The organism is Hydrogenovibrio crunogenus, from assembly GCF_004786015.1.
Classification (GTDB): Bacteria; Pseudomonadota; Gammaproteobacteria; order Thiomicrospirales; family Thiomicrospiraceae; genus Hydrogenovibrio; species Hydrogenovibrio crunogenus.
This window is the reverse complement of record NZ_CP032096.1, coordinates 441,262-462,972: the sequence shown is the minus strand read 5'-3', so window position 1 is coordinate 462,972 and position 21,711 is coordinate 441,262. Positions and strand designations below refer to the sequence as shown.

At 43.3% G+C, this 21,711-nt stretch carries 19 protein-coding genes and 1 CRISPR repeat array; of the genes, 10 read left to right on the top strand and 9 right to left on the bottom strand.

Annotation, left to right across the window (positions count from 1 at the left end; translation table 11 throughout):
* Window positions 1–164 precede the first annotated feature (164 nt).
* The 3 genes from GHNINEIG_RS02145 to can all read left to right on the top strand — a co-directional run bounded on the left by GHNINEIG_RS02145 (window position 165) and on the right by can (window position 4,080).
* The gene (locus tag GHNINEIG_RS02145) at window positions 165–965 is read left to right on the top strand and encodes a CbbQ/NirQ/NorQ/GpvN family protein (protein WP_135795117.1); all 801 of its coding nucleotides are present in this window, start codon (window positions 165–167) and stop codon (window positions 963–965) included.
* A gap of 86 nt (window positions 966–1,051) precedes the next feature.
* Complete coding sequence (locus GHNINEIG_RS02140; RefSeq protein ID WP_135795116.1) at window positions 1,052–3,325, top strand: nitric oxide reductase activation protein NorD; 2,274 nt, start codon at window positions 1,052–1,054, stop codon at window positions 3,323–3,325.
* 98 nt (window positions 3,326–3,423) lie between these two features.
* Window positions 3,424–4,080, top strand: coding sequence for a carbonate dehydratase (can, locus tag GHNINEIG_RS02135; RefSeq protein ID WP_135795115.1), 657 nt, complete (start codon window positions 3,424–3,426; stop codon window positions 4,078–4,080).
* A gap of 3 nt (window positions 4,081–4,083) precedes the next feature.
* Here can and GHNINEIG_RS02130 read toward each other — a convergent pair whose 3' ends face one another.
* Window positions 4,084–4,491, bottom strand: coding sequence for a hypothetical protein (locus GHNINEIG_RS02130; RefSeq protein ID WP_135795114.1), 408 nt, complete (start codon window positions 4,489–4,491; stop codon window positions 4,084–4,086).
* A 200-nt stretch (window positions 4,492–4,691) separates the two neighbouring features.
* On the opposite strand from GHNINEIG_RS02130, the gene GHNINEIG_RS02125 reads away from it, so the two are divergent.
* On the top strand, window positions 4,692–5,849 hold the full coding sequence (locus tag GHNINEIG_RS02125; RefSeq protein ID WP_135795113.1) for a YeeE/YedE family protein: 1,158 nt from the start codon (window positions 4,692–4,694) through the stop codon (window positions 5,847–5,849).
* On the opposite strand, the gene GHNINEIG_RS02120 is transcribed toward GHNINEIG_RS02125, so the two are convergent.
* Window positions 5,846–6,091, bottom strand: a complete 246-nt coding sequence (locus GHNINEIG_RS02120) for a hypothetical protein (protein WP_135795112.1) — start codon at window positions 6,089–6,091, stop codon at window positions 5,846–5,848. The genes GHNINEIG_RS02125 and GHNINEIG_RS02120 overlap by 4 nt on opposite strands.
* Before the next feature lie 196 nt (window positions 6,092–6,287).
* On the opposite strand from GHNINEIG_RS02120, the gene GHNINEIG_RS02115 reads away from it, so the two are divergent.
* The 4 genes from GHNINEIG_RS02115 to GHNINEIG_RS02100 are packed head-to-tail and all read left to right on the top strand — an operon-like array spanning window position 6,288 to window position 9,080.
* Window positions 6,288–7,181, top strand: coding sequence for a DUF6662 family protein (locus tag GHNINEIG_RS02115; protein WP_135795111.1), 894 nt, complete (start codon window positions 6,288–6,290; stop codon window positions 7,179–7,181).
* Between the two features lie 50 nt (window positions 7,182–7,231).
* Window positions 7,232–7,771, top strand: coding sequence for an FMN-binding protein (locus GHNINEIG_RS02110; protein ID WP_135795110.1), 540 nt, complete (start codon window positions 7,232–7,234; stop codon window positions 7,769–7,771).
* Window positions 7,768–8,601, top strand: coding sequence for an FAD:protein FMN transferase (locus GHNINEIG_RS02105; RefSeq protein WP_135795109.1), 834 nt, complete (start codon window positions 7,768–7,770; stop codon window positions 8,599–8,601). The genes GHNINEIG_RS02110 and GHNINEIG_RS02105 overlap by 4 nt, the downstream gene beginning before the upstream one ends.
* On the top strand, window positions 8,598–9,080 hold the full coding sequence (locus GHNINEIG_RS02100) for a hypothetical protein (protein ID WP_135795108.1): 483 nt from the start codon (window positions 8,598–8,600) through the stop codon (window positions 9,078–9,080). Before GHNINEIG_RS02105 ends, GHNINEIG_RS02100 begins: the two co-directional genes overlap by 4 nt.
* 76 nt (window positions 9,081–9,156) lie before the next feature.
* Here the strand turns inward: GHNINEIG_RS02100 and clpB are convergent, their stop codons facing one another.
* On the bottom strand, window positions 9,157–11,721 hold the full coding sequence (gene clpB / locus GHNINEIG_RS02095) for an ATP-dependent chaperone ClpB (protein ID WP_135795107.1): 2,565 nt from the start codon (window positions 11,719–11,721) through the stop codon (window positions 9,157–9,159).
* 445 nt (window positions 11,722–12,166) lie between these two features.
* Here clpB and GHNINEIG_RS02090 point away from each other — a divergent pair, with 445 nt between their 5' ends.
* Window positions 12,167–12,889 (top strand): YdcF family protein, encoded by a 723-nt coding sequence (locus GHNINEIG_RS02090; protein WP_317616029.1) that lies wholly within the window; start codon window positions 12,167–12,169, stop codon window positions 12,887–12,889.
* Window positions 12,808–13,518: a flavin reductase family protein gene (locus tag GHNINEIG_RS02085; protein ID WP_223260913.1), complete on the top strand. Its 711-nt coding sequence runs from the start codon at window positions 12,808–12,810 to the stop codon at window positions 13,516–13,518. The genes GHNINEIG_RS02090 and GHNINEIG_RS02085 overlap by 82 nt, the downstream gene beginning before the upstream one ends.
* A gap of 78 nt (window positions 13,519–13,596) precedes the next feature.
* Window positions 13,597–15,018: direct repeats of the CRISPR family, unit length 36 nt; unit sequence GTTGTGATTTGCGCTTAGACCTTAGTCGGTTACACT.
* Window positions 15,019–15,067: 49 nt separating this feature from the next.
* Here GHNINEIG_RS02085 and cas2 read toward each other — a convergent pair.
* The 6 genes from cas2 to GHNINEIG_RS02055 form a co-directional block, all read right to left on the bottom strand.
* The gene (cas2, locus tag GHNINEIG_RS02080) at window positions 15,068–15,397 is read right to left on the bottom strand and encodes a CRISPR-associated endonuclease Cas2 (protein WP_135796805.1); all 330 of its coding nucleotides are present in this window, start codon (window positions 15,395–15,397) and stop codon (window positions 15,068–15,070) included.
* 2 nt (window positions 15,398–15,399) lie between these two features.
* Window positions 15,400–16,272: a type II CRISPR-associated endonuclease Cas1 gene (cas1, locus tag GHNINEIG_RS02075; protein ID WP_189636910.1), complete on the bottom strand. Its 873-nt coding sequence runs from the start codon at window positions 16,270–16,272 to the stop codon at window positions 15,400–15,402.
* A complete protein-coding gene (gene cas9 / locus GHNINEIG_RS02070; protein WP_135795104.1) occupies window positions 16,253–19,360 on the bottom strand; it encodes a type II CRISPR RNA-guided endonuclease Cas9 in 3,108 nt (1,035 codons plus the stop codon). Before cas9 ends, cas1 begins: the two co-directional genes overlap by 20 nt.
* A gap of 186 nt (window positions 19,361–19,546) precedes the next feature.
* Complete coding sequence (locus GHNINEIG_RS02065; protein ID WP_135795103.1) at window positions 19,547–20,116, bottom strand: YqhA family protein; 570 nt, start codon at window positions 20,114–20,116, stop codon at window positions 19,547–19,549.
* A 4-nt stretch (window positions 20,117–20,120) separates the two neighbouring features.
* On the bottom strand, window positions 20,121–20,672 hold the full coding sequence (gene hslV, locus GHNINEIG_RS02060) for an ATP-dependent protease subunit HslV (RefSeq protein ID WP_135795102.1): 552 nt from the start codon (window positions 20,670–20,672) through the stop codon (window positions 20,121–20,123).
* A 48-nt stretch (window positions 20,673–20,720) separates the two neighbouring features.
* On the bottom strand, window positions 20,721–21,674 hold the full coding sequence (locus GHNINEIG_RS02055) for a tyrosine recombinase XerC (RefSeq protein WP_135795101.1): 954 nt from the start codon (window positions 21,672–21,674) through the stop codon (window positions 20,721–20,723).
* Window positions 21,675–21,711 lie beyond the last annotated feature (37 nt).

The window sequence follows — 21,711 nt, the reverse complement described above, 5'->3', positions numbered from 1 at the left end:
AAACCTAGCCAAAAACAAGGTTATTTAATTTTCTCTTTTCCCATTTGCAATGCAGAACAGAAACCTAAATGACTTTAATATCGCTTTAATTTATTCATCGGTATAACCAAAAAATTACGTTCTATTTTTTGAAATACCTACCATAAACGTTACGGGGAACTGATATGGACATTACACAATACAAAATTGAAAACGAACCATTCTATGATGCTCAATCCAATGAGGTTGAACTTTATGAAGCGGCTTATGCGGCTCGCTTACCCGTGATGGTTAAAGGCCCAACGGGCTGTGGTAAATCGCGCTTTGTGGAACACATGGCCTGGAAATTAGGTAAGCCGATTATCACCGTTTCGTGTAATGAAGATATCACCGCCTCAGATTTGGTTGGACGATACCTGCTGGATGCGAATGGTACCCGTTGGGTAGACGGTCCTTTAACACTTGCTGCACGTTATGGTGCGATCTGTTATTTAGATGAAATTGTTGAAGCACGTCAAGACACTATGGTTGTCATTCATGCGTTAACGGATCACCGTCGCGAACTGTCTTTAGATAAAAAAGGAGAGTTGATTAAAGCTCACCCTGATTTCCAGTTAGTGATTTCATACAACCCTGGCTATCAATCGCTAATGAAAGATTTAAAGCAATCAACCAAACAACGTTTTTGCGCATTGGACTTTGATTATGCGCTACCTGAAGTGGAAGCGCATATCCTACAAAAAGAAGGAAACGTTGATTCTGAAACGGCTCAGAAACTGGTTAAAATTGGCGAAACAGCTCGTAACCTGAAAGGCCACGGGCTGGATGAAGGCATTTCAACGCGTCTAATGGTGTATGCGGCAACCTTAATTAATCAAGGCATTGCACCGATTGAAGCCTGCAAAATGGCTTTGGTTCGCCCTATTACCGACGATGCTGATATCCGTCAGACCCTTGATAATGCCATTGAAATGATTTTTGGCTAAAAACGGCCAGGCCTGGTCATTTTTAACCGAACCACCGCCTAAAAATGAGCGGTGACGATTTATCATTCAATCAAATGAGTTAGATTATGAATGCAGACGTCATAACAGAAGTCGTTTCTGAGTATCAAGACAAATTCACCTGTAATTTCCCAAAAGCCCTGGAAGTTTTTCCAGCGTGTATCGAAGAGGCGACCCAGCAACTTTCAGACGAAGGGGTGACGGCCTATATTGATGGTGCCAACTTCCTTTGTAAGATAGGCATGGGGGTTGAACCCGTTCTGGTTTACCTCGAAATTATGCCGGAAATCGCCTCTCATATAGGAAAGGGCACCATGAAAATGGTGGCCGACTATGGTTATAAACTGGCGCGTAGCCCTAACAAAAAAGCCTTAATTCCTTTTTTGGCCTCACTCAGCAGTGTCTGCCGACGCATCGACACATTGGAAGACCTTCAGCACTATCTAGACATTATTGATGAATATGTCGATAAAACGCAAACCGTCATTCATGGTCACCACTCTTTGTATGAAAGCCCAGGAATGATTCCCTTGCTGGAATCCATGCCACAACTAATTTCCAAATTGAGTCTGGCTGGAATCCGTAATTTTATCGATTATGGCGCGCGCAACTATAATGATGCACCCGATCAGCAAATTGCCTATTTCAGCTTAGAATCGCACGATGCCAAAAGCATCATCCAACGTGAACGTCAAGGCACCACCTTCAAAGACGTCGAACGCCATTTGGATATGCTAAAAGATTGTATGTGGGATTGCGACCGGCCTTTTTCGGTTTTCTCCACTGCATTTGATCAACTTCGAAAACCCGTTCCTTATCTGGATGAAGAACTCATTGCTGTGCCGGATGTGTATGAAGAGGAAAACGGCATCAGTGGATTAGATCGCTATCGCGCCATGCTGGCTCACATGATGGCGCACAAAGAATGGTCTACCAAGTTGATGGCAGATAATTTCGCCCCGCACATGCAACTTTTCATTTCCATTTTTGAAGACTGCCGAGTAGAAAGACTGGCCATTCAACGTTTTCCTGGGTTAAAGCCTTTGTTTCTGGCACTGCACCCTGTGCCGGAAAAAGGTGCCTGCGACCCAACCCAACAAGCCTGTTTAAGATACCGCTCCACCCGTTTGTCCCGTGCTTTGATGGATGAAACATTTGATCCGCAAAACCCGCTGATCGAAGATTTCCGTACTCAATTCAATGCCATTTTAACGGAAAAAGGCGAAACCTCCACTACACAAGACATGGCCAAACTGGGCACGAACTTCTATGTGAAGTCACGCAAAAAAACCGACAGCCTGCCAAACGTTTTCTTTGACGACACCGAAGTCAGTTATCGAGATGACAATCGCTTTATCTGGTTCCATCACGAAGAAAATGACGAAGCGGAAGATTTCCATAACAATGAATATCACTCCGATGAAAAAGTCGTTGACGATGCCAACAGCTTACCTCCCCGCCACTATGACGAATGGGATTATATCTCCGAAAGCTATCGTCCTGACTGGGCGACGGTCTATGAACGTTTACACCCTTCTGGAGATTCAAACAAAATTGACCGTTTGATGGAAAAACATGATGGCTTGGCCAAACGTTTGAAAAAAATGATTGAAGCCCTCAAACCGCAAAATAAAAAACGCATTCGTTTTCAGGAAGAAGGCGAAGAGCTGGATTTGGATGTTGCGATCCGCTCGGTCATTGATTTTAAAAGCGGACAAGCACCTGACCCTCGAATCAACTACAGCCACACCACCGACAGCCGAAACATTGCGGTCATGTTACTGGTGGATACATCACAATCTCTGAATGAACGCAACCAGGAAACGGGTCAAACCTTACTGGAGTTAAGCGAAGAAGCTCTTGCTATCACTGCTTGGACCATCGAACAACTAGGGGATAAATTTGCCATTGGCGGTTTTTGCTCTGATACGCGTCATGAAGTTCGCTATCAGCATATCAAAGGCTATTCAGAGCATTATGGCGACGAGGTCAAGTCTCGCATTGCTGCCATGGAAGCCTCTTATTCCACCCGAATGGGAGCCGCCATGCGTCATGCAGCACATTATCTTGAAGCCCAACAAGCTGAGAAAAAACTGATGCTGATTCTAACGGATGGCGAACCGGCGGATATTGACACAAAAGACCCACAGGTGTTAATTCAAGACACGCATAAAGCGGTCGAAGAACTGAAAAGCAAAGGGATCTATTCTTACTGCATTACTTTAGACCCGAACGCCGACGAATACGTCGAAACCATTTTTGACAATCACTATACCGTCATTGACCATGTCGACAAGCTGCCGGAAAAATTACCGCAAGTCTTTATGAAAATCACACAATAAAAACGTGTATAATTTCCGTTTTGAAGAAGCTTTAAAGTAAATGCCCTTACAATTAAGGGCATTTTTGTATCCTCAACAACTTCTCCAAAAGGATCCTTATGTGCCATCAGTGTGACTGCGATACATCCATCGAGCAGCTGTTACAAAATAACCGTGATTGGGTGGATGAAATCAACGCCATTCGTCCCGACTTTTTTGAAACCTTATCCCATCAACAAAAACCGGAATATCTCTGGATAGGATGTTCTGATAGCCGAGTACCGGCAAACGAACTGGTTAAAATGGATCCTGGAACGATTTTCGTGCACCGAAACATCGCTAATCTTGTCAATTCAAGCGATATGAATGTCCTCTCTGTTATTCAATACGCGGTGGAGATTTTGAAGGTCAAACACATCATCATTAATGGACATTACGGCTGTGGTGGTGTCATCGCATCAATGGAAGAGCACAATCCCAGTCTGATTGATCACTGGGTACGTCCCATCCGTAAATATTACCAACGCAAACAAACGGAACTGGATGCCCTGCCTTATGAAGAAAGAGTCAATCGCTTGTGTGAAATCAACGTGGTGGAGCAAGTACGCAACATCTGTCACGTACCGGCGGTCAGAAACGCATGGAAAAAAGGACAACATCTAGCCATTCACGGTTTTATTTACAATATTAAAGATGGCCGTTTGAAAGATTTGAATGTCAGCATTGAAGACATACAATCGGCTGAAAAAGCAGTCTTAAGAGCGACCGATAGCTAAAACTTAACTGTCTTTTCCAGCCAGAAAAGCTTGCATGAGCGCTTGGTGCAACTTAGAGTTTTCTTCCAAAGAAGCGCCAAGAATATTTTCTGAAATCTGATTGAGTTGTGTAAAGGCTTGTTCTGCCAACCAGTATTGTTTAAAGCCATTAAAATCGAACGTGCCCATTTCTGGGCTCCAAAAATTTTCCGCGCTGCCTGTCGGTGATTCAAAAACAACTTCTGATACTTCCATCACTTCCAGTTCATAAGAATAAGAGCCTATTTGATTTTCCTGGGCAATGATCTTGACCAAATCAGGTAATGCTTCATCCCCTCTTCTTGCCCAATCATCTAAATCAATTCGACTGCTCGGCTCAAAGGCTTGACCTTTAAAATGAAATGGAATTTTAGCAACAATACTGTTTTTCAAAATACATCCTCAACGGCTTTCAGATCAAATAAATACAAGGGCATTATTATAGCAACCCGCTTTTAATTTAAGCCAAATATTAGCATATAAAAATATTAGCGATTATTGGCATAATAAAAGGCAATAGCAACATAAACAGAATGATTTTTTGATCTAAGATTAACCCTCTATAATGCCGTTCAAACAAGGAATTTTACCCTATGAACCGCATACTGTTTTTTTACCCATTTCAAAAATCATTTGCACTGATTTTACTCATGCCATTACTGGCATTGAGTCTTGTGTTGGCGCAAACCAATATGGCTCTTTTTTTAGTCGGCGCCTTGCTGGGGGCCAGCCTAAATTATTTTCAATTTGGTTTTAGAACCTGCTCTCATCAGCTGTTAACACAAGGCCGAACATTGGGAATTCGAGCCGTTCTTTGGATGCTTGCACTAAGCAGTGTACTCTTTTTCGTATTACTCAGTATCGGCTCAATCAATGGCCAACCTATGACGGGATTTGTACAACCGCTTAGTTTATCTGTCGTGGCGGGCGCCTTTATGTTTGGGGTCGGGATGCAGTTGGCGAATGGTTGTACGTCAGGTACCTTCAACAAACTGGGGCAACTACAACCGCTTTCGCTCAGCAGCTTTATTTTTCTACTCATCGGCGGAACGTTAGCCGCTTACCATAATGAATTTTGGCGTTCTGTTCCCGCTCTCGCCCCTGTATCGGTACTGGAGCAGTTCGGACTTACCTCAGGCCTGGTCATTCAATTAGGGTTTATCGCTCTATTGTATTGGTTCGCGATCATCAAAGAAAAAAATAACTTTACGGAAGTCAGCCAGTTGTCTCATAGCTCTTTTTGGAAGATATCAGATTGGCACCCTTGGTTAAAAGCCGGGCTGGTATTGGCTGGTCTCAATGCACTTTTATTACTGTTAAGCGGTCAACCTTGGTCAATCGCAAATGTCTTTCCTTACTGGGGATTAAAAATCAGTGACGGCTTGCATTTTCCAGTTGATTGGCAGTTCTGGTCTTATGGCATCAGTCATGCAAACCGTTTGGAAAGCGCGGTCTTGCAAGATACGGTGAGCTTAACCACTTTAGGGTTGATCTTTGGTGCACTGCTCGTCACATTGCTGGCCAAAAACACCCAACAGGAAGCCACACAGTTTACCCTTAAACCTCACCTTTTCGCGGTAGTCGGCGGCTTTATCATGGGGTATGGTTCGGTAATTGCCTTTGGGTGTAACATCGGCGCTTTCTTTAGTGGCATCGGTTCAGGAAGCCTGCATGGTTGGCTATGGGCCATTGCCGCTTTAGCGGGTAACAGTGCTGGGATTTATTTGAAAAGCCGATTGGTCAGTCGTTAATACCGCTCCAGTGACGTTTTTATCTGCTCGATGGGCGTCGCTGAAACACACTGGAAGCGACCACATGCATCACTCATTTCACATCCTGAACACATTTTTTTGACACAACTCTTCAAGCAAGCTTGCTGAACCAATTCTTTTGCTTCAACACTTAAAACATGAATATCCGCTCCACAAATATCGCCCTTTTGCATTAATTCTACTAATTTGTCCAACTCCAAACCGATATAAACCCGTTCCATCTCTCCCTCCTTTTTCAGTTCAAAACCGAATGTTTTTTTAATACATTTCCATTCTCTCACCTTTAATAAATAAAAACAAACACACAAATAATAATTATTTTTATTTACATTGATATTAAAAAATCTTTTCTTTAACATTCACACCTGAAGTTATTAATAACGATTCTCATAATCATTAACTACATGGATAACCAATATGAAAAAACAATGGCATCTTTCAGCAGCCCTACTCAGCATGCTACTTTGGAGCATGACAGCCCATTCCGGCGAACAGCTTCTTGGCTACACAAAAGGGGCGGAACCCTTACCTAAAGGCGCTTCAGAGTTTTATCAAATTTTTACACAGCGTCACGATAAAGGCCAAGGAACCTACCAAGCGCTCGACAGCAAAACAGAAATTGAACACGGATTCACCCATCGTTTTTCCGGCGCAATCGCCATCACCGGTCATCAAATTGAAACAAAAGGATTAATTATTGGTGGCTATCTACCGCAGGAAAAAAACACCGGTTTTACATTTTCTGGAATTGAAACCGAACTAAAGTATGCGTTTTTAACGCCTGCTCTCAATGACATTGGACTATCAACAACCGTTGGCTTGGATTTCGACACCGTAGACAAACATTCCGGACAAAAGAAAGACACCCTATCCGTCGATTTAGGTCTGCAACTTCAAAAATACTTCATGGATGGACAACTGGTTTGGTTGGGTAACACCAATCTTGAATCGACTTATGCCAAGCGAGCTAAGATTGACGGCATCAATAATGAAGAAACTTGGCCAACACAACCTGAAATGGAAATTGAACTGGCCGCAAAAACCGGGCTGTCTTATCGCTTTGCATCAAACTGGTCGGTCGGCGCGGAAGCCTTATATGAAACTGAATTTGAAACAGAAGTGGGACAGGAAAGATGGTCTATCTTCGCAGGCCCTTCCATTCACTATGGTCATAAACATTTTTGGGCGACTCTAACATATTTACCTCAAGTCTCAGGCGGAGGAGAACGCTATAGCGGTCAAGAAAGTGGACTGCACTTGATTGAAAAGACCAAATATGAAACCAAGCTGAAACTCGGCTACAACTTCTAAGATATTCATGGCGCTTTAATAACGCCTTAAATCATTCAAGGAATTCGTCAATGAAACAGATTATCCCCATACTCGGGCTTCCTGTTCTCTGCTCAAGTCCAATAGCCTATGCAGTGCAATATTTAAATGAAGAACAGGTTCAAGTCGCTTTATTTGGACAACACGCCTCGTTCACCCCTACTCTGATCAAACTGAACGAAAGTCAGAGAGACAAAATCGAAGCCATCTGTGATGTCCGCCAACGTTGGAAAACACAAAAAGCCTGGCAAGCTTTCAGTCCTGACAAGGCGTTTCTCGGATGGGTCATTATTGACAAGGTCATCGGAAAACACGAGTTTATAACCTATGCGACAGCAATCTCCCCTAAAGGAGAGGTATTAGGCATTGAAATTATGGATTATCGTGAAACCTATGGTGGAGAAGTCCGTCAGACTGATTGGCGAAATCATTTTGTTGGCACGAATAAAAACAGCCCTTTAGAGTTGGCGGAAGACATTCCCAATATCAGTGGAGCCACACTCTCTTGCCGAAATGTCACAAATGGGGTTAAACGCTTACTCGCATTGTATGAAGTGGCACTTAAACCATGACGTCAAAACTTGTGAAAAGAATGAAACCGTTACTCGGAACCTTTGTCGAGGTGGGGGCATATATCAATCATCAAGAAGAAAGCGTGTTAAACCATATATTTAATAAAATAGAAACCATTCATGACCAAATGAGTTTTCACAACCCCAACAGCGCTCTTTCAACCCTGAATAATTCTCCTAACAAATGGGTTAATCTTCCAGATGAAACACTCTCAGTTATGCGCAAAGCCAAACAGCTGAGCTTGGATTCCAATCATCTTTTCAATTGCACGCTGGGAGGCTACCTGGTCGATAAAGGAGTCCTGCCAAACCATTTTGCACACTCTTTTCAATCGAGCGGCAAAGCATCGGATATTGAGATACAAACTCATCAGGCTCGACTCACAGCACCCGTTTTAATCTCGCTGGACGGAATTGCAAAAGGTTATGCTGTCGATCAAGCCATTAACGTTATGAAACAACATAACATTGTGGCGGGCTGGGTGAATGCCGGTGGAGACCTCAAAGTTTTTGGAGACGTGACTCTCCCTATCAGCCAACGCCAGAATGAAACCAATATTCAACCACTTACTCACCTCAACAACCAGGCATTGGCCTCTTCAGAGATACACCTTCATAGCACCCCACGTTTTCCCGGTCAGATCATTGATAGCACAGGTCGACAACCACAACCAGGGGTCATCAGCGTCATAGCAGAAGATGCTTGGCTGGCAGACGGCTTAACGAAAGTCTTGGCCTTACAACCCGAATCCGATCGTCATGCAACGGCAAAGCGCTTTAATGTGACATACCTTTCTTCTTCCCCCTTAACCAACAGGACTGCTTTATGAACGGTTACCCTAAATTCTTTTTTCTTTTGGTCTTCACCATTCTGGTGATACTGCTCATCAGTGGCGTTCTATTGGTGCCTGCCTTTTTATTTTTCCGCATGGAATCCAATATCGCTTGGCTAATGGACTTCCCTTTTTCCAGTGGAGACTTAAGACACCTAACCACCTCATTGCATGCCATATCCGGCTGGTTAATGGTGTGGTTCATCGGTGCCATCTGGACCATCCATATGCGCTCTCATTGGCGACGACATGAAAATCGTCTCAGCGGCGTCGTTTTTACGAGCGTCTGGGCCTTTCTCATTGTCAGCAGTTTAGGCATCTATTACTTTGGCGACCCGGATTTATCACAACTCAGTAGTCTCATACATGTGGGGCTTGGCCTACTGATCCCCTTTGCTTTGCTGGCACACCGAAAAGCTGGTCGAAAGAGCCTACAAGCCAAAGTTTCATCCTATAAAACAGCCAGGCCTGGCTGAAATTAGACACAAAAAAACCGCGCTGTTGCAATCAACAGAGCGGTTAATCAATAACGACTATTAAAGATTAATGACGTTAGTGGAAATCAATCTCTCCATCCGTCAAGCCGACATGAACCGTATCTCCAGTAACAAACTCTCCTTTTAACAAACGTTGTGCCAGTGGGTTTTCCACCATCTGTTGCACTGAGCGTTTTAAAGGACGTGCGCCATAGACCGGGTCAAACCCAGCTTCGGCGATTTTATCCAATACGGCATCCGACACCTCTAAGCTCAATTCATTGTCCGCCAGACGTTGACGTAAATGATTTAACTGAATGTCTGCAATCGAACGAATCTGAGCTTTATCCAATGGGTGGAACACCACAATATCGTCAATTCGGTTAATGAATTCTGGACGGAAATGACTACCGACCACATCCATTACATCACGCTTCATTTCCTCATAAGAGGCTTGACCGGTTTTTTCCTGAATGATTTGCGACCCCAAGTTCGACGTCATCACGATCACCGTATTTTTAAAGTCGACCGTACGCCCTTGGCCATCCGTTAATCGCCCGTCATCCAACACTTGTAGCAGGATATTGAAGACATCCGGGTGCGCTTTTTCCACCTCATCCAACAAAATCACCGAATAAGGTTTACGGCGAACGGCTTCAGTCAAATAACCACCTTGTTCATAACCGACATACCCTGGAGGCGCACCAATCAAACGGGCCACCGAGTGTTTTTCCATGAATTCAGACATATCCAAGCGCACAATGGCATCTTGCGTGTCGAACAGGAAATCCGCCAAGGCTTTGGTCAACTCGGTTTTCCCCACCCCGGTTGGCCCCAGGAACAAGAAAGATCCATTCGGACGATTCGGATCAGACAAACCGGCACGCGAGCGGCGAATCGCATCGGAAACCGCCGAAACGGCTTCACTTTGACCGATCACTTTCGCGCCAATCGCTTCTTCCATGCGTAACAATTTATCACGCTCGCCTTCCAGCATTCTGGAAATAGGAATCCCAGTCCAGCGAGCGACTACTTCAGCAATTTCTTCTTCCGTAACCTTGTTACGCAACAAATGCATTTGACCGTCTTCTTCGCCTTCGGCTTCTTCCGCCGCTTTGATCTTGGCCTCTAAATCCGGAATCACCCCATACTGAAGTTCGGACATTTTGCCCAAGTTCCCTTCACGGTGAGCGGCTTCCATTTCAATGCGGGCTTTATCCAGTTCTTCCTTATATTGTTTGGCGCCTTGTAGTGCGGCTTTATCTTTTTTCCACACCTCTTCTAAATCGGCGTACTCTTTTTCCATTTCATCAATCGATTCCTGCAGCACATCCAAACGTTTTTTCGACGCCTCGTCCTTTTCTTTCTTCAGAGCTTCACGCTCGATTTTCAACTGAATCAAACGGCGATCCAAACGGTCCATTTCTTCCGGCTTGGAATCAATCTCCATACGAATACGGGAAGCCGCCTCATCAATTAAATCAATCGCCTTATCCGGCAACTGACGATCCGTAATATAACGCTGTGATAAATGCGCCGCAGCGATGATGGCAGGATCGGAAATCGCAACCCCGTGATGCACTTCATAACGCTCTTTCAAACCACGTAAAATCGCAATCGTGTCTTCTTCAGACGGTTCATCCACAATCACTTTTTGGAAACGACGTTCCAAAGCCGCGTCTTTTTCAATGTTTTCACGATATTCATCCAACGTCGTCGCACCAATACAGTGGAGCTCCCCACGCGCCAAAGCCGGCTTCAGCATATTTCCAGCATCCATCGAACCTTCGGTTTTTCCGGCCCCTACCATGGTGTGAATTTCATCGATAAACAAGATGACCGAGCCTTCTTGTTTTTCTAAATCTTTTAATAAGGCTTTCAAACGCTCTTCAAATTCACCACGGTATTTTGCTCCGGCCAACAGTCCGGCCAAATCCAATGATAAAAGGCGTTTGTTTTTCAACCCCTCTGGCACTTCACCATTCACGATACGCTGCGCCAGCCCTTCAACAATAGCAGTTTTCCCAACCCCAGGTTCCCCGATTAAAACCGGATTATTTTTGGTTCGACGCTGTAACACTTGCACCGCTCGACGAATTTCATCATCTCGTCCGATGACCGGATCCAACTTCCCGCTTCGAGCACGTTCCGTTAAATCTAATGTGTATTTATCCAACGCTTGTCTGTTTTCTTCTGCATTTTGATCTTGCACGCTTTCGCCCCCTCTGACCTGTTCAATGGCTGCTTCAATTGTTTGTTCAGTTGCTCCCGCTTTCTTTAAGAGCTCTTTAACGGGATCATTTGATTGTAGCGCCGCCAAATAAAAGAGCTCGCTGGCAATGTATGCATCGCCTTTCTTCTGAGCGATCTGATCCATTAAATTCAATACACGCCCACCACTTTGTGAAAGCTGCACGTCGCCACCCGCGCCAGAAACTTTCGGCAAGGTCTGCAATTTCTCATCCACACTTTGCTTTAACTGTGCGACATTCACATTCGCCAGTTGTAGCAAAGAGGTTTGCTCTGCCAGTAATGCAGATAAAATATGCAAGGGTTCAATAAATTGATTACCTAGCCCAAGTGCGATCGATTGCGCCTGGCCTAAAGCAGATTGGAACTGAGAGGTAAACTTATCCATCATTGTTAAAAAACTCCTTAAAGTTATGCTAGGTAACTCACTAACATATAAGTAATATTTCGTTACTTAGAACATATGGATAAAAAAAGATTTTTCAAGCGAATCGCATTCACAAATTAAATAAAACATTAAATAACAGTTAAAAACCAACTAGTTATTTTTACTAAAAAAATAGAATCTCGTCAATTTATCCTCTAAGATAGAACAATAATAAAAAAACTTAATAACAAACTCTAAATACGTTTTAATACACTTAAACACCCGGCTTAATACGCAACAACGTTGCTTTCGTTTCTAAACGGGGTCTTTCTCACATAAAATGATTTAATCAACGCAGCTTAGGTTCTCCTATATGGATTCATTATTTTTTATAGTGTCGAAAATTGCTTGGGCTTTTTTGAGCCCCAGTAACATTATTTTAATCCTACTGATTTTAGGATCGATTTTTTTGCTTTTTAATAGAACCGAAACCGCAAAAACATTGTTGTTGCCAGCCAGTTTAGCGGGGTTCATTGTGCTCGCTTTCCCAATAGGGGATCTGTTAATCCAGCCGCTGGAACAACGGTTTAAATCACCAGAAACACTGCCCAAAGACATAGATGGCATTATTGTATTGGGTGGCGGAGAAGACCTTAAACGCAGCCTGAGCTGGGGACGCCCGGAACTGGGAATTGGCGGAGACCGTTACATTGGTGCCAAAGAGCTCGCTAACCATTACCCAAAAGCTCCAGTCATCTTTACTGGCGGAAGTGGTTCAATGCAACTCCAAAATACAAAAGGAGAAGGCAGTCTTGCGCGCCAGCTCTTAACCACGCTGGGCATTGCCAATAAACGCTTAATTATTGAATCACTTTCTCGCAACACGTATGAAAATTTTAAATATACTAAGAAACTGCTCCCAGCCCGACAAGGCACTTACATGCTGGTAACCTCGGCCTTTCACATGCCACGCGCGGTTGGCATTGCCAACAAACAAGCCATTCACGTCATTCCTTACCCGGTGGATTACCGGGGTAACAGTGACAAACTACGAAAAATTGATTTTGATTTTTTTGACCACCTTAAATCTCTTGAACCCGCATGGAAAGAATGGATTGGCTTGACCGTTTATTATTGGACAGGCAAGACTTCGGACTGGCTTCCAGAAACAACACTTCAAACATCGCAATAAAGGCCGATATGCATTACCACACTCCGAATCTTAATATTTCTCAGCTCTACCCCTTACTGGTTGGCGGCATTATTCCACGCCCTATCGCTTGGATCAGCACACAAAGTTCACAAGGCATCGATAACTTAGCGCCTTATTCGTTTTTCAGTGTCGCCAGCTGCACCCCACCGGTTCTGACGGTGACACAAATTAATGCGCAACCGGAATCGGATAAAGACACCTTGCGTAACCTTAAAGAAACACATGAATGTGTCATCAATATTGTCAGTGCCGACCTGGCCGAAATGATGAATGCCTCTTGTGCCAACTATGCTCAAAAAACAAGTGAGTTCGAAGCACTTAAAATTGCCGCCTGTGACAGCCAGAGCGTCACCGCTAGAGGGGTGGCACAAGCCAAAGTTCGCTACGAATGTCGTTTAAAAGACGTCATCGCCCTGTCAGACCAACCCGGCGGAGGAAAACTGATTTTGCTGGATGTGTTGCATATTTATGTCGACGATACATTGATTCAGGAAGGGATGATTCAATCTGAAAAGTTGAACGCAGTTGGCAAACTCGGAGGTAATGAGTACACCTATGCCTCGGCCGATTTTGAACTGGTCAGGCCGGTTTTAGAAACAGATAAGTAATCAAAACTGACCAGGCCTGGCCAGTTTTGGATCGAGAAAGTGTGCTCTGATTCGTCAATCCTTACCCGGTTCGGTTCCGTTATGATTTGCGCTTAGACCTTAGTCGGTTACACTAAGTCAATAAGATTGCTGATACGATCAAAGGTTGTGATTTGCGCTTAGACCTTAGTCGGTTACACTTTCCGGCGGTTAATGAAACTGCGGTATCTTGTTGTGATTTGCGCTTAGACCTTAGTCGGTTACACTTATGATAGTGTTTTTAGCTGTTCGACCTCAGTTGTGATTTGCGCTTAGACCTTAGTCGGTTACACTTACAATTTGCGTCTCTTAATGCACAAGTGGAGTTGTGATTTGCGCTTAGACCTTAGTCGGTTACACTAATGATTTCTTTATTGCATGCGCTTTCGTAGTTGTGATTTGCGCTTAGACCTTAGTCGGTTACACTAGAAAACTCGAATTGATAAAGAACGAATAGTTGTGATTTGCGCTTAGACCTTAGTCGGTTACACTTTGTCCTCGTTCATCATCAAGTGATTCGCGGTTGTGATTTGCGCTTAGACCTTAGTCGGTTACACTAGATCTCTTAAAACACTGGGTAATGAATTAGTTGTGATTTGCGCTTAGACCTTAGTCGGTTACACTAAAAAAAATGAATTAGATTTGGTTTTAATAGTTGTGATTTGCGCTTAGACCTTAGTCGGTTACACTCAAACAACATCAGTTCAACGCACCCAGCGAGTTGTGATTTGCGCTTAGACCTTAGTCGGTTACACTAAAATGCGCTGAATAGTGACTGCGGCCACGGTTGTGATTTGCGCTTAGACCTTAGTCGGTTACACTACGACGACGTTCCGGCGTAAGGAGGCAGTAGTTGTGATTTGCGCTTAGACCTTAGTCGGTTACACTCGGATCAGGTGTTGGGCTTAACAGTTCATCGTTGTGATTTGCGCTTAGACCTTAGTCGGTTACACTCGGGCGCCATGTTGATATTGCCATCAACCAGTTGTGATTTGCGCTTAGACCTTAGTCGGTTACACTGGCGTGTCAGTCATAATCCGAAGCTCTTCAGTTGTGATTTGCGCTTAGACCTTAGTCGGTTACACTATTAACTCAGTAAACCCTTTTGAGTTAGTAGTTGTGATTTGCGCTTAGACCTTAGTCGGTTACACTTTAAGAAGCTTGTCGGAGCGAAAGCTTACCGGTTGTGATTTGCGCTTAGACCTTAGTCGGTTACACTTATATCCAGATTGGAATGAAGCTCGATGAAGTTGTGATTTGCGCTTAGACCTTAGTCGGTTACACTATCAGTACGAATATACCCAGCAGGTGTATCGTTGTGATTTGCGCTTAGACCTTAGTCGGTTACACTCTTAATTCATGATTGCTTACTTCTTTTAACGTTGTGATTTGCGCTTAGACCTTAGTCGGTTACACTTGAGCATCCATATGATGGAATAGATACAAGTTGTGATTTGCGCTTAGACCTTAGTCGGTTACACTAGCCCAATTATAACCAATTGATATTACAATTAATTTTACTATTACAGCCTCAGAAAAACATAAGTTGTTCTGGGGCTTTTTCTGTTTCAATGCGTTTTTTTCCATAAAAGACTTCAATTTTTCCAAACTGTTTATCGGTTATTTTGACAATTCTGACTTCACCGTCAGGTGGCAGAATCGCACGTACACGCTGAACATGCATTTGTGCATTTTCGTCACTGGCACAATGACGCATATAAACACTGTATTGCATCATGGTAAAGCCATTTTCTAATAGGTGCTTTCTAAAATTCGTGTAATCTTTTCGCGCTTTTTCACTGTCGGTTGGTAAGTCAAATAAGACAATTATCCACATGGTATGTTGCCCCCCAAATATCATCACTAATCCCTCCGTGGAAACGTTAAAACCACCTCGCTGTCTGAATAGGCTGATTTTAATTGCGCCACAAACAAACTCAGCGCAACCAAAAAAGGTTGTGATTTTTGTTGATAAACCACTGTTTGATTTAATTGGCTGAGCAAAATTGCTTTGTTTTGCTGATTTATTTGATCCGACTCCAAACCCACAACGTGTTGATCAATCCAGGGGCGAAATGGCTCCATCACATCGTCGGCCAAACAGTAAGCGTTATATTGGTTACTATGGTTTAACCCGATTGCTGGATGAAACCCCGTACCGACAAGTGCTCTGGCAACGGTCGCTCGGATAACTGCGTAACCATAATTTAGCAGGCTGTTTATGCCTTCCATCTCTGAGTCGCGCCTAAAATCTTTACCGAGCAATAACGGCCAATATTTTTGTGCTGCTTGCGCCTCAAGGTTGGTTTTATCGCCCGACTGCACTAAGCTGACCATGCGCGTTAATGCTTGACTGTCTTTATTTAAATTTTGCAGGGTTTGTGCTTGTTGAACGATTTTTTCTCGCACAATTTGCTGCCAAATTTGTTTACGTCGCACCGGTGTTATTTGAATTTGCTGCTGAATAATTTTGCTATGTAACGTGTGAGCGGCTAATGGCAAAGTTAAACTGCTTGGCATGTGTCGATGGTCACAATGGATTATCGCGCAATTAACTTGTGCACAGGCTGCCAGCACAGATTGCGTGAGCGTGATTTGCGGATGTGCCAGAATCAAAACGCCCAAATCTTCAAACGCCACTTGCCCAACAGTTTGGTGATTTTGCTCGATCACCAATTGCCCCTGATGGCTTTTTAAATAACTAGGGTGACTAATTTCAAGAGTACGTTTGATCATTTGCCATAACCCCAATGGCATTCACTTGAATTTTTTGCATTTCATACTCCCTCATTAACGTAGGTATCGCTTTGCGAATTTCCTGTTCTTTTTTATCAAGGGTTGATGCGGTGTGCCCCCTCAAACTTAACTTAGCACCTGATGCTTCAAACTTCTGTATTCGATATATTTCATATTTATCACTATTTTTAGCTCTTACCAAATCATTTTTATGTAAAGCAAAACAAAACTCATATTGATCATCTAAATACCCTTTAATCATGGGTTGCTTATTTTGCACCACTCTTTGGGTCGCCTCTAAAGCGGTAATAAATTCGGCTTTATATTTTCCGGTTTCTTTATGACGAAAAATTTCAACATGATGGGTATTGCCTAGCGTCATCCATTTAAACACCTCGCCATTTTGATTTTTGATGCCTAACTTTGAATGCTCTAAATCTTTAAGCGTGTTTTTTGACTGCAAAATACGTACACGCTTAATTGGTGTTTTGCCGTCTTTGTGGAAAACCGGATTATTTTTAGAAAAGGCGACCTTTGGCTTATTACCATGCTTTTCTAGATGGGCTTTTACTAATGCTTTTACTACCGGATCTAAAATATTTTCCGCACTTTTAGCGGTTAGGGTTTCATCTAGGTTTTTACGATATACAGTTCCCACACCTTCAATAAAACCTAACCCTGTATCTTCATGCAATGCGCCTGTAATTTTTCTGACAGGGGCATGCGCAATGATAATATCTTGCAACCGACTCCCAACCTGTTGACGAAACTGATCAAACATTGGGTCTATGTGAATATCTTTTATATTCAAGGTACCCGGTTGTTTTTCTAAGTCTTTAGCAACGCGCACAATGGTGTTGTAAAGTTTTCGGTCTGCACACGCCACCACTGCCGCATCAATGGCATGGTGCCGATGATCACTACGGTCTTTTTCATTTTTAGCGTCATCTAACAGGCTGTTCATGCCCCATATATGACGCAACCAAGAGGTGACTTGCCCTTTTATCGTTGTAACTTCAACGCCTAATGTTTGCAAATAATGCAGGGCTTCTCGGCTAATGTAGCGGGTATCCGTTAACTGGCTACCAATAAAGTCTTTATCCAAGTCTTCACTGGTTTTATAAAAGGCATCACGCTTAGTCATTAAGCCTTTAGCATACCAACGGCTAATGCCCTGCTCAATTTGCTCCCATTTAGTGCTATTACTTTCAAATGCTTCTTTTGGTGTACGCTGACCTTTAAACTGATTTTCGCTCGCAAAACACACTACTTTATTCATATAGGAATCATCAAGCGTGAGCGAATAAGGCAAGATATGATCAATTTCAACCGCACCTGTAAAAAGCTCAGTCAAACTAATTGGTTTATGGCTGTAAGCACACAGTTTTTGCTGTTCTTTCCATAAACGGTATTTCAGCTTATCTGTATGTGACGGATACTTTGACAACCCTAAATGACGGTTTGCAGCCGCAATGGATTCAAATTGATCTTGCGCCTCTTGATTGTCCGATTTATTTTTGTTTTGCTGACTTACAAATGCTTTATATCGCTTTGTATTCATTTCAAGATCACGCGCCATTTCTAACCGTATCGCGTCAGGTTTACCGTATTGCTTAATAATTGCATTCACAACCCGTTTTACTTCATGTAACCCTTTCATCACGATTGGGTTGGGAATTTCAGGCGGTGCACTAAGCTTGTCTTGCGGCTCATTCGTGACTATTTCATAACCATAACCGGCACTTACCCTTGCATCTGAATATATTTGACCTTGTTCAAGGTAAGGTAGAAGGTTATTAATCGCTTTTAAGGATAAGTCTGAATGTTCTGGTTCTAGTTCTGTTACACAAAGATTAATGGCGGTTTCTGTATCTAACCCCCAATGGGTTTCTAGACGTTTTTTTAGGGCTTTTTTACTGACAAATGAAACCAAGTCTTCTTCGAGTTTGTTCTGTTGTTTCAATGCTAAATCATCCCATCCAGAATAAGCTTCTCGAATTGCGATAGCCGTCGTATTGCCCTTAAAATTCTTATTTCCACTTTCAAAGTTAAGCTGATCATTTTTACTTAACCCTAAGGCTTTTTTTATTTTTGCCAGCGTAGGTTTTTTATCTTTTTCAAAAAGCTCAATTAGCTTGGCACGATCTTCAGAGTTTAATGGTCGCCATTCCGTGGTATAACTATTAAATAGTTTTAAACTATTTATATCTTGTAAATATCTAAACCGTTGATAGGTTTGCCAGGCTTTTTTTGCACGGTGTTTAGTTGGTTCGAGCGAGCATTTACCGACACGATCTTTTTTTAGCTTTAAGGGGCGCTGAAAAAAAATAATTTCAAACAGGGCTAGATCAATTTCTTCTAGTACAGGATGAAATGCTTTTTGCGCATCGACAATTTGCCAAAACTCATCCTTATACATGCTTCTATCCGTTCTTAAATTACCACCTTCTCTTGAACGATTTCGTTTTACCTGTCCGGCGGGGAGTTTATAGAGATATTCACCCAGCGTTCTTGCGCCGGATTTTTTTATTTCCTCTCTTAACTGAACGATATCCTTTTTAAATGCGGTTTCTTCAGAAGATAAATCTTCTTTTTCTTCAGTTAGGATACTCACTACGTCTGGATCATCGGCCATATCCCCTAACAGAGTTTTACGATTACTTTGAAAACCACGTCGCTGTACAAGGTGCAATAACACCCTTCCAAGTTCATAGGGTTTTAATTCAAAGTCTAGTGCTTTTGCTCTAAGCTCATAGGGGTCACCCAAACCGGGAATACCGTGAGTACCGGTTAAGATTATTTCAGGTTGTGTTGTTTCTGACAGACTTGAGGGCAGTAACTGTTGGGAAATTAAAAAGTTTTGCATTCTTTGTTTGCGGCGTGCGCGACGTTGCAAAATACGGCGAGCCATTCTTGCGTTGCGGCGCGCCTGATTTTTTGGTGTGGGGGTTTTATCTTCAACTGCGCGCTGAAAAATCCGAACACCCAAGTCTATTAGCTTTTGGGGTGCTAAATCTTCATCCGATTCAAACAATGCCCAGCCAACTGAATTCGTTCCTAAGTCCAGGCCTAAAATTTTCTTGCTCATAGTCACGTACCCTGTTAGTATATTTACTACATAGTGTAACCGACTAAGGTCTAAGATTTAGCTTTTCATACCAAGAAATATCTATTTCGCAGGCAACGCTTCTATGCGACCCAAACCCTCCCAGCGGGGGTTTTTTTGTGCCTTAAAACTGACCAGGCCTGGTCAGTTTTAGATCAGAAAAGTGCTTTAGTGCTGATACGCTTTGTGTGATAAATACAATGCGAGTGCTACCAACATAATCGCTAATGAGTAATACAGTAACTCAAGCGGTGCGGTTGGTTTTAAGAACAATGCCTGCTCGAAGAACATCACGATTAAAATCAATAGAATGACTTTTGCCAGCTTGTCTTTCAAGTCATCCAAAGAGTTGATAATCAAAATCTTGCTGGAACTTTTATTGCCAGTGGCCGCATCGATTTTAGAAATAAACAATTCATATAAGCCTAAAGAGAAAATCAGCATAATGGTGCCCAACAGAAACCCATCGACCGAGCCGACCACATGGGCGACGGTCTGCGATTTCAACGCAGCTCTTTCTGCATCGCCCAATTCGTGATAATGCATCAGATGCGCCATGGTGTAGTACACATCAATCGCCGTCAAATAAAAAATGCCAAACGCCATAATCAGACTGGCAACAACGGCGAACAACACCACAAAACGGCTGTTCCACAGAACGCCCTCAAAGTATTTTTCGGCCAAACCTTGTTGTTCTGGATGCTTATCCGGCGCTGGAGAGCTTGCTTGATTTTCCATGCGTTTAATCCTCTTTATTCAAGCTTTCAATGGTTAAATTATGGTTGGTGTAGATACATAAATCAGCTGCAATATTCAACGCTTTTTCCACCACGTCTTTGGCCGATAAGTCTGTATTATCCATCAAGGCTTGCGCGGCTGAATGCGCATAGCTGCCACCAGAACCAATCGAAATAAAATCATGTGCCGGTTCAATGACATCACCCGTCCCTGAAATCAATAACATATTGTCGGCATCAGCAACCAGCATCATGGCTTCCAGCTTTCGTAAAGCACGATCGGTACGCCAGTCTTTCGCCATTTCAACTGCGGCACGCATCAATTGTCCATTGTGCGTTTGCAGCTTACCTTCGAAACGTTCAAACAACGTAAAGGCATCCGCAGTTGCACCGGCAAAGCCCGCAAGGATTTTACCATTATAAAGTCGGCGGACTTTACGGGCATTGCCTTTCATCACAACGTGTCCCAACGTGACTTGACCATCGCCGCCGATGACCATTTCGCCATTTCGTTTGGCGCATAAAATTGTGGTTCCGTGAAAGGTTTGTTCGCTCATGAGTTATCTCTTTCCATTTGCTAATTGATTGCTGTGTACTCAGATTTTCTAAGGCTTTTTCTTTGCTCTGGGATGCGCTTTGTCATACACCGTGGCTAAATGTTGCAGATCCAGCTTGGTATAAATCTGTGTGGTCGACAGATTGGCATGGCCTAGCATCTCTTGTACCGCCCTTAAATCTCCGCTAGATTCTAACACATGCGTTGCACAGGCGTGCCGCAATCTATGAGGCGACATTTTGGTGGGCAGCCCTGCTTGCAAGGTTCTTTTATCCAGCTGTGTTTGAATACTCCTGACCCCTAGCCGCTTCCCAAATCGGTTAACGAAAACGGCTTGTTCTCCTGGCTTGGCATAGTCAGATCGAATCTCAAGCCAACGATGCAGTGCCTTTTGTGCCGGTTGTCCGACAGGGGCATCTCGTTCTTTCTGCCCTTTCCCGAGCACCCGAACCCAACCTGAAGCCAAGCCATCCAATCCAGGAGACAAGTCCAACTCCACCAGTTCGGAGACTCGCAAACCACCGGAATACAAAATTTCAAAAATGGCTTGGTCACGCACGTCCTGCCAGGTTTTCAATGGTTGTTCCAAGAGCTGTCGTGTCAAATCCACATCCAAACTTTTAGGCAGCGCTTTGGGTTGTTTAGGCGCTTTCAGTCCTTTTGCCGGGTTGTGTAAGGCTCTACCTTGCTCAATCAAAAAAGCGTAGAAGGCTCGAATAGCCGATAATTGTCGAGCAATGCTACGGGCGGCAATGCCCTGTTGCATACGAGACGCAATAAAGGCTTGCAACACCGGCAGCTGAATCGCTTGCCAATCATCAAATTGATCTAAAAACGCCCAGGCCTGGTCACTTTTAAGAGCTTTTTCGTCTAATGGACGTTCAAGGAATTCCCCTAAATAAAACACCAGTAAACCCATCAAATCCCGCTGATAGTTTGATATCGTATGCTCGGACTTGTTTTCTAGCTTTAATTGCTTGATAAAGCGTTGATAATCACTCAAAATGATGACCTCTGATCTGAGTTAAGGCCTTATTTTA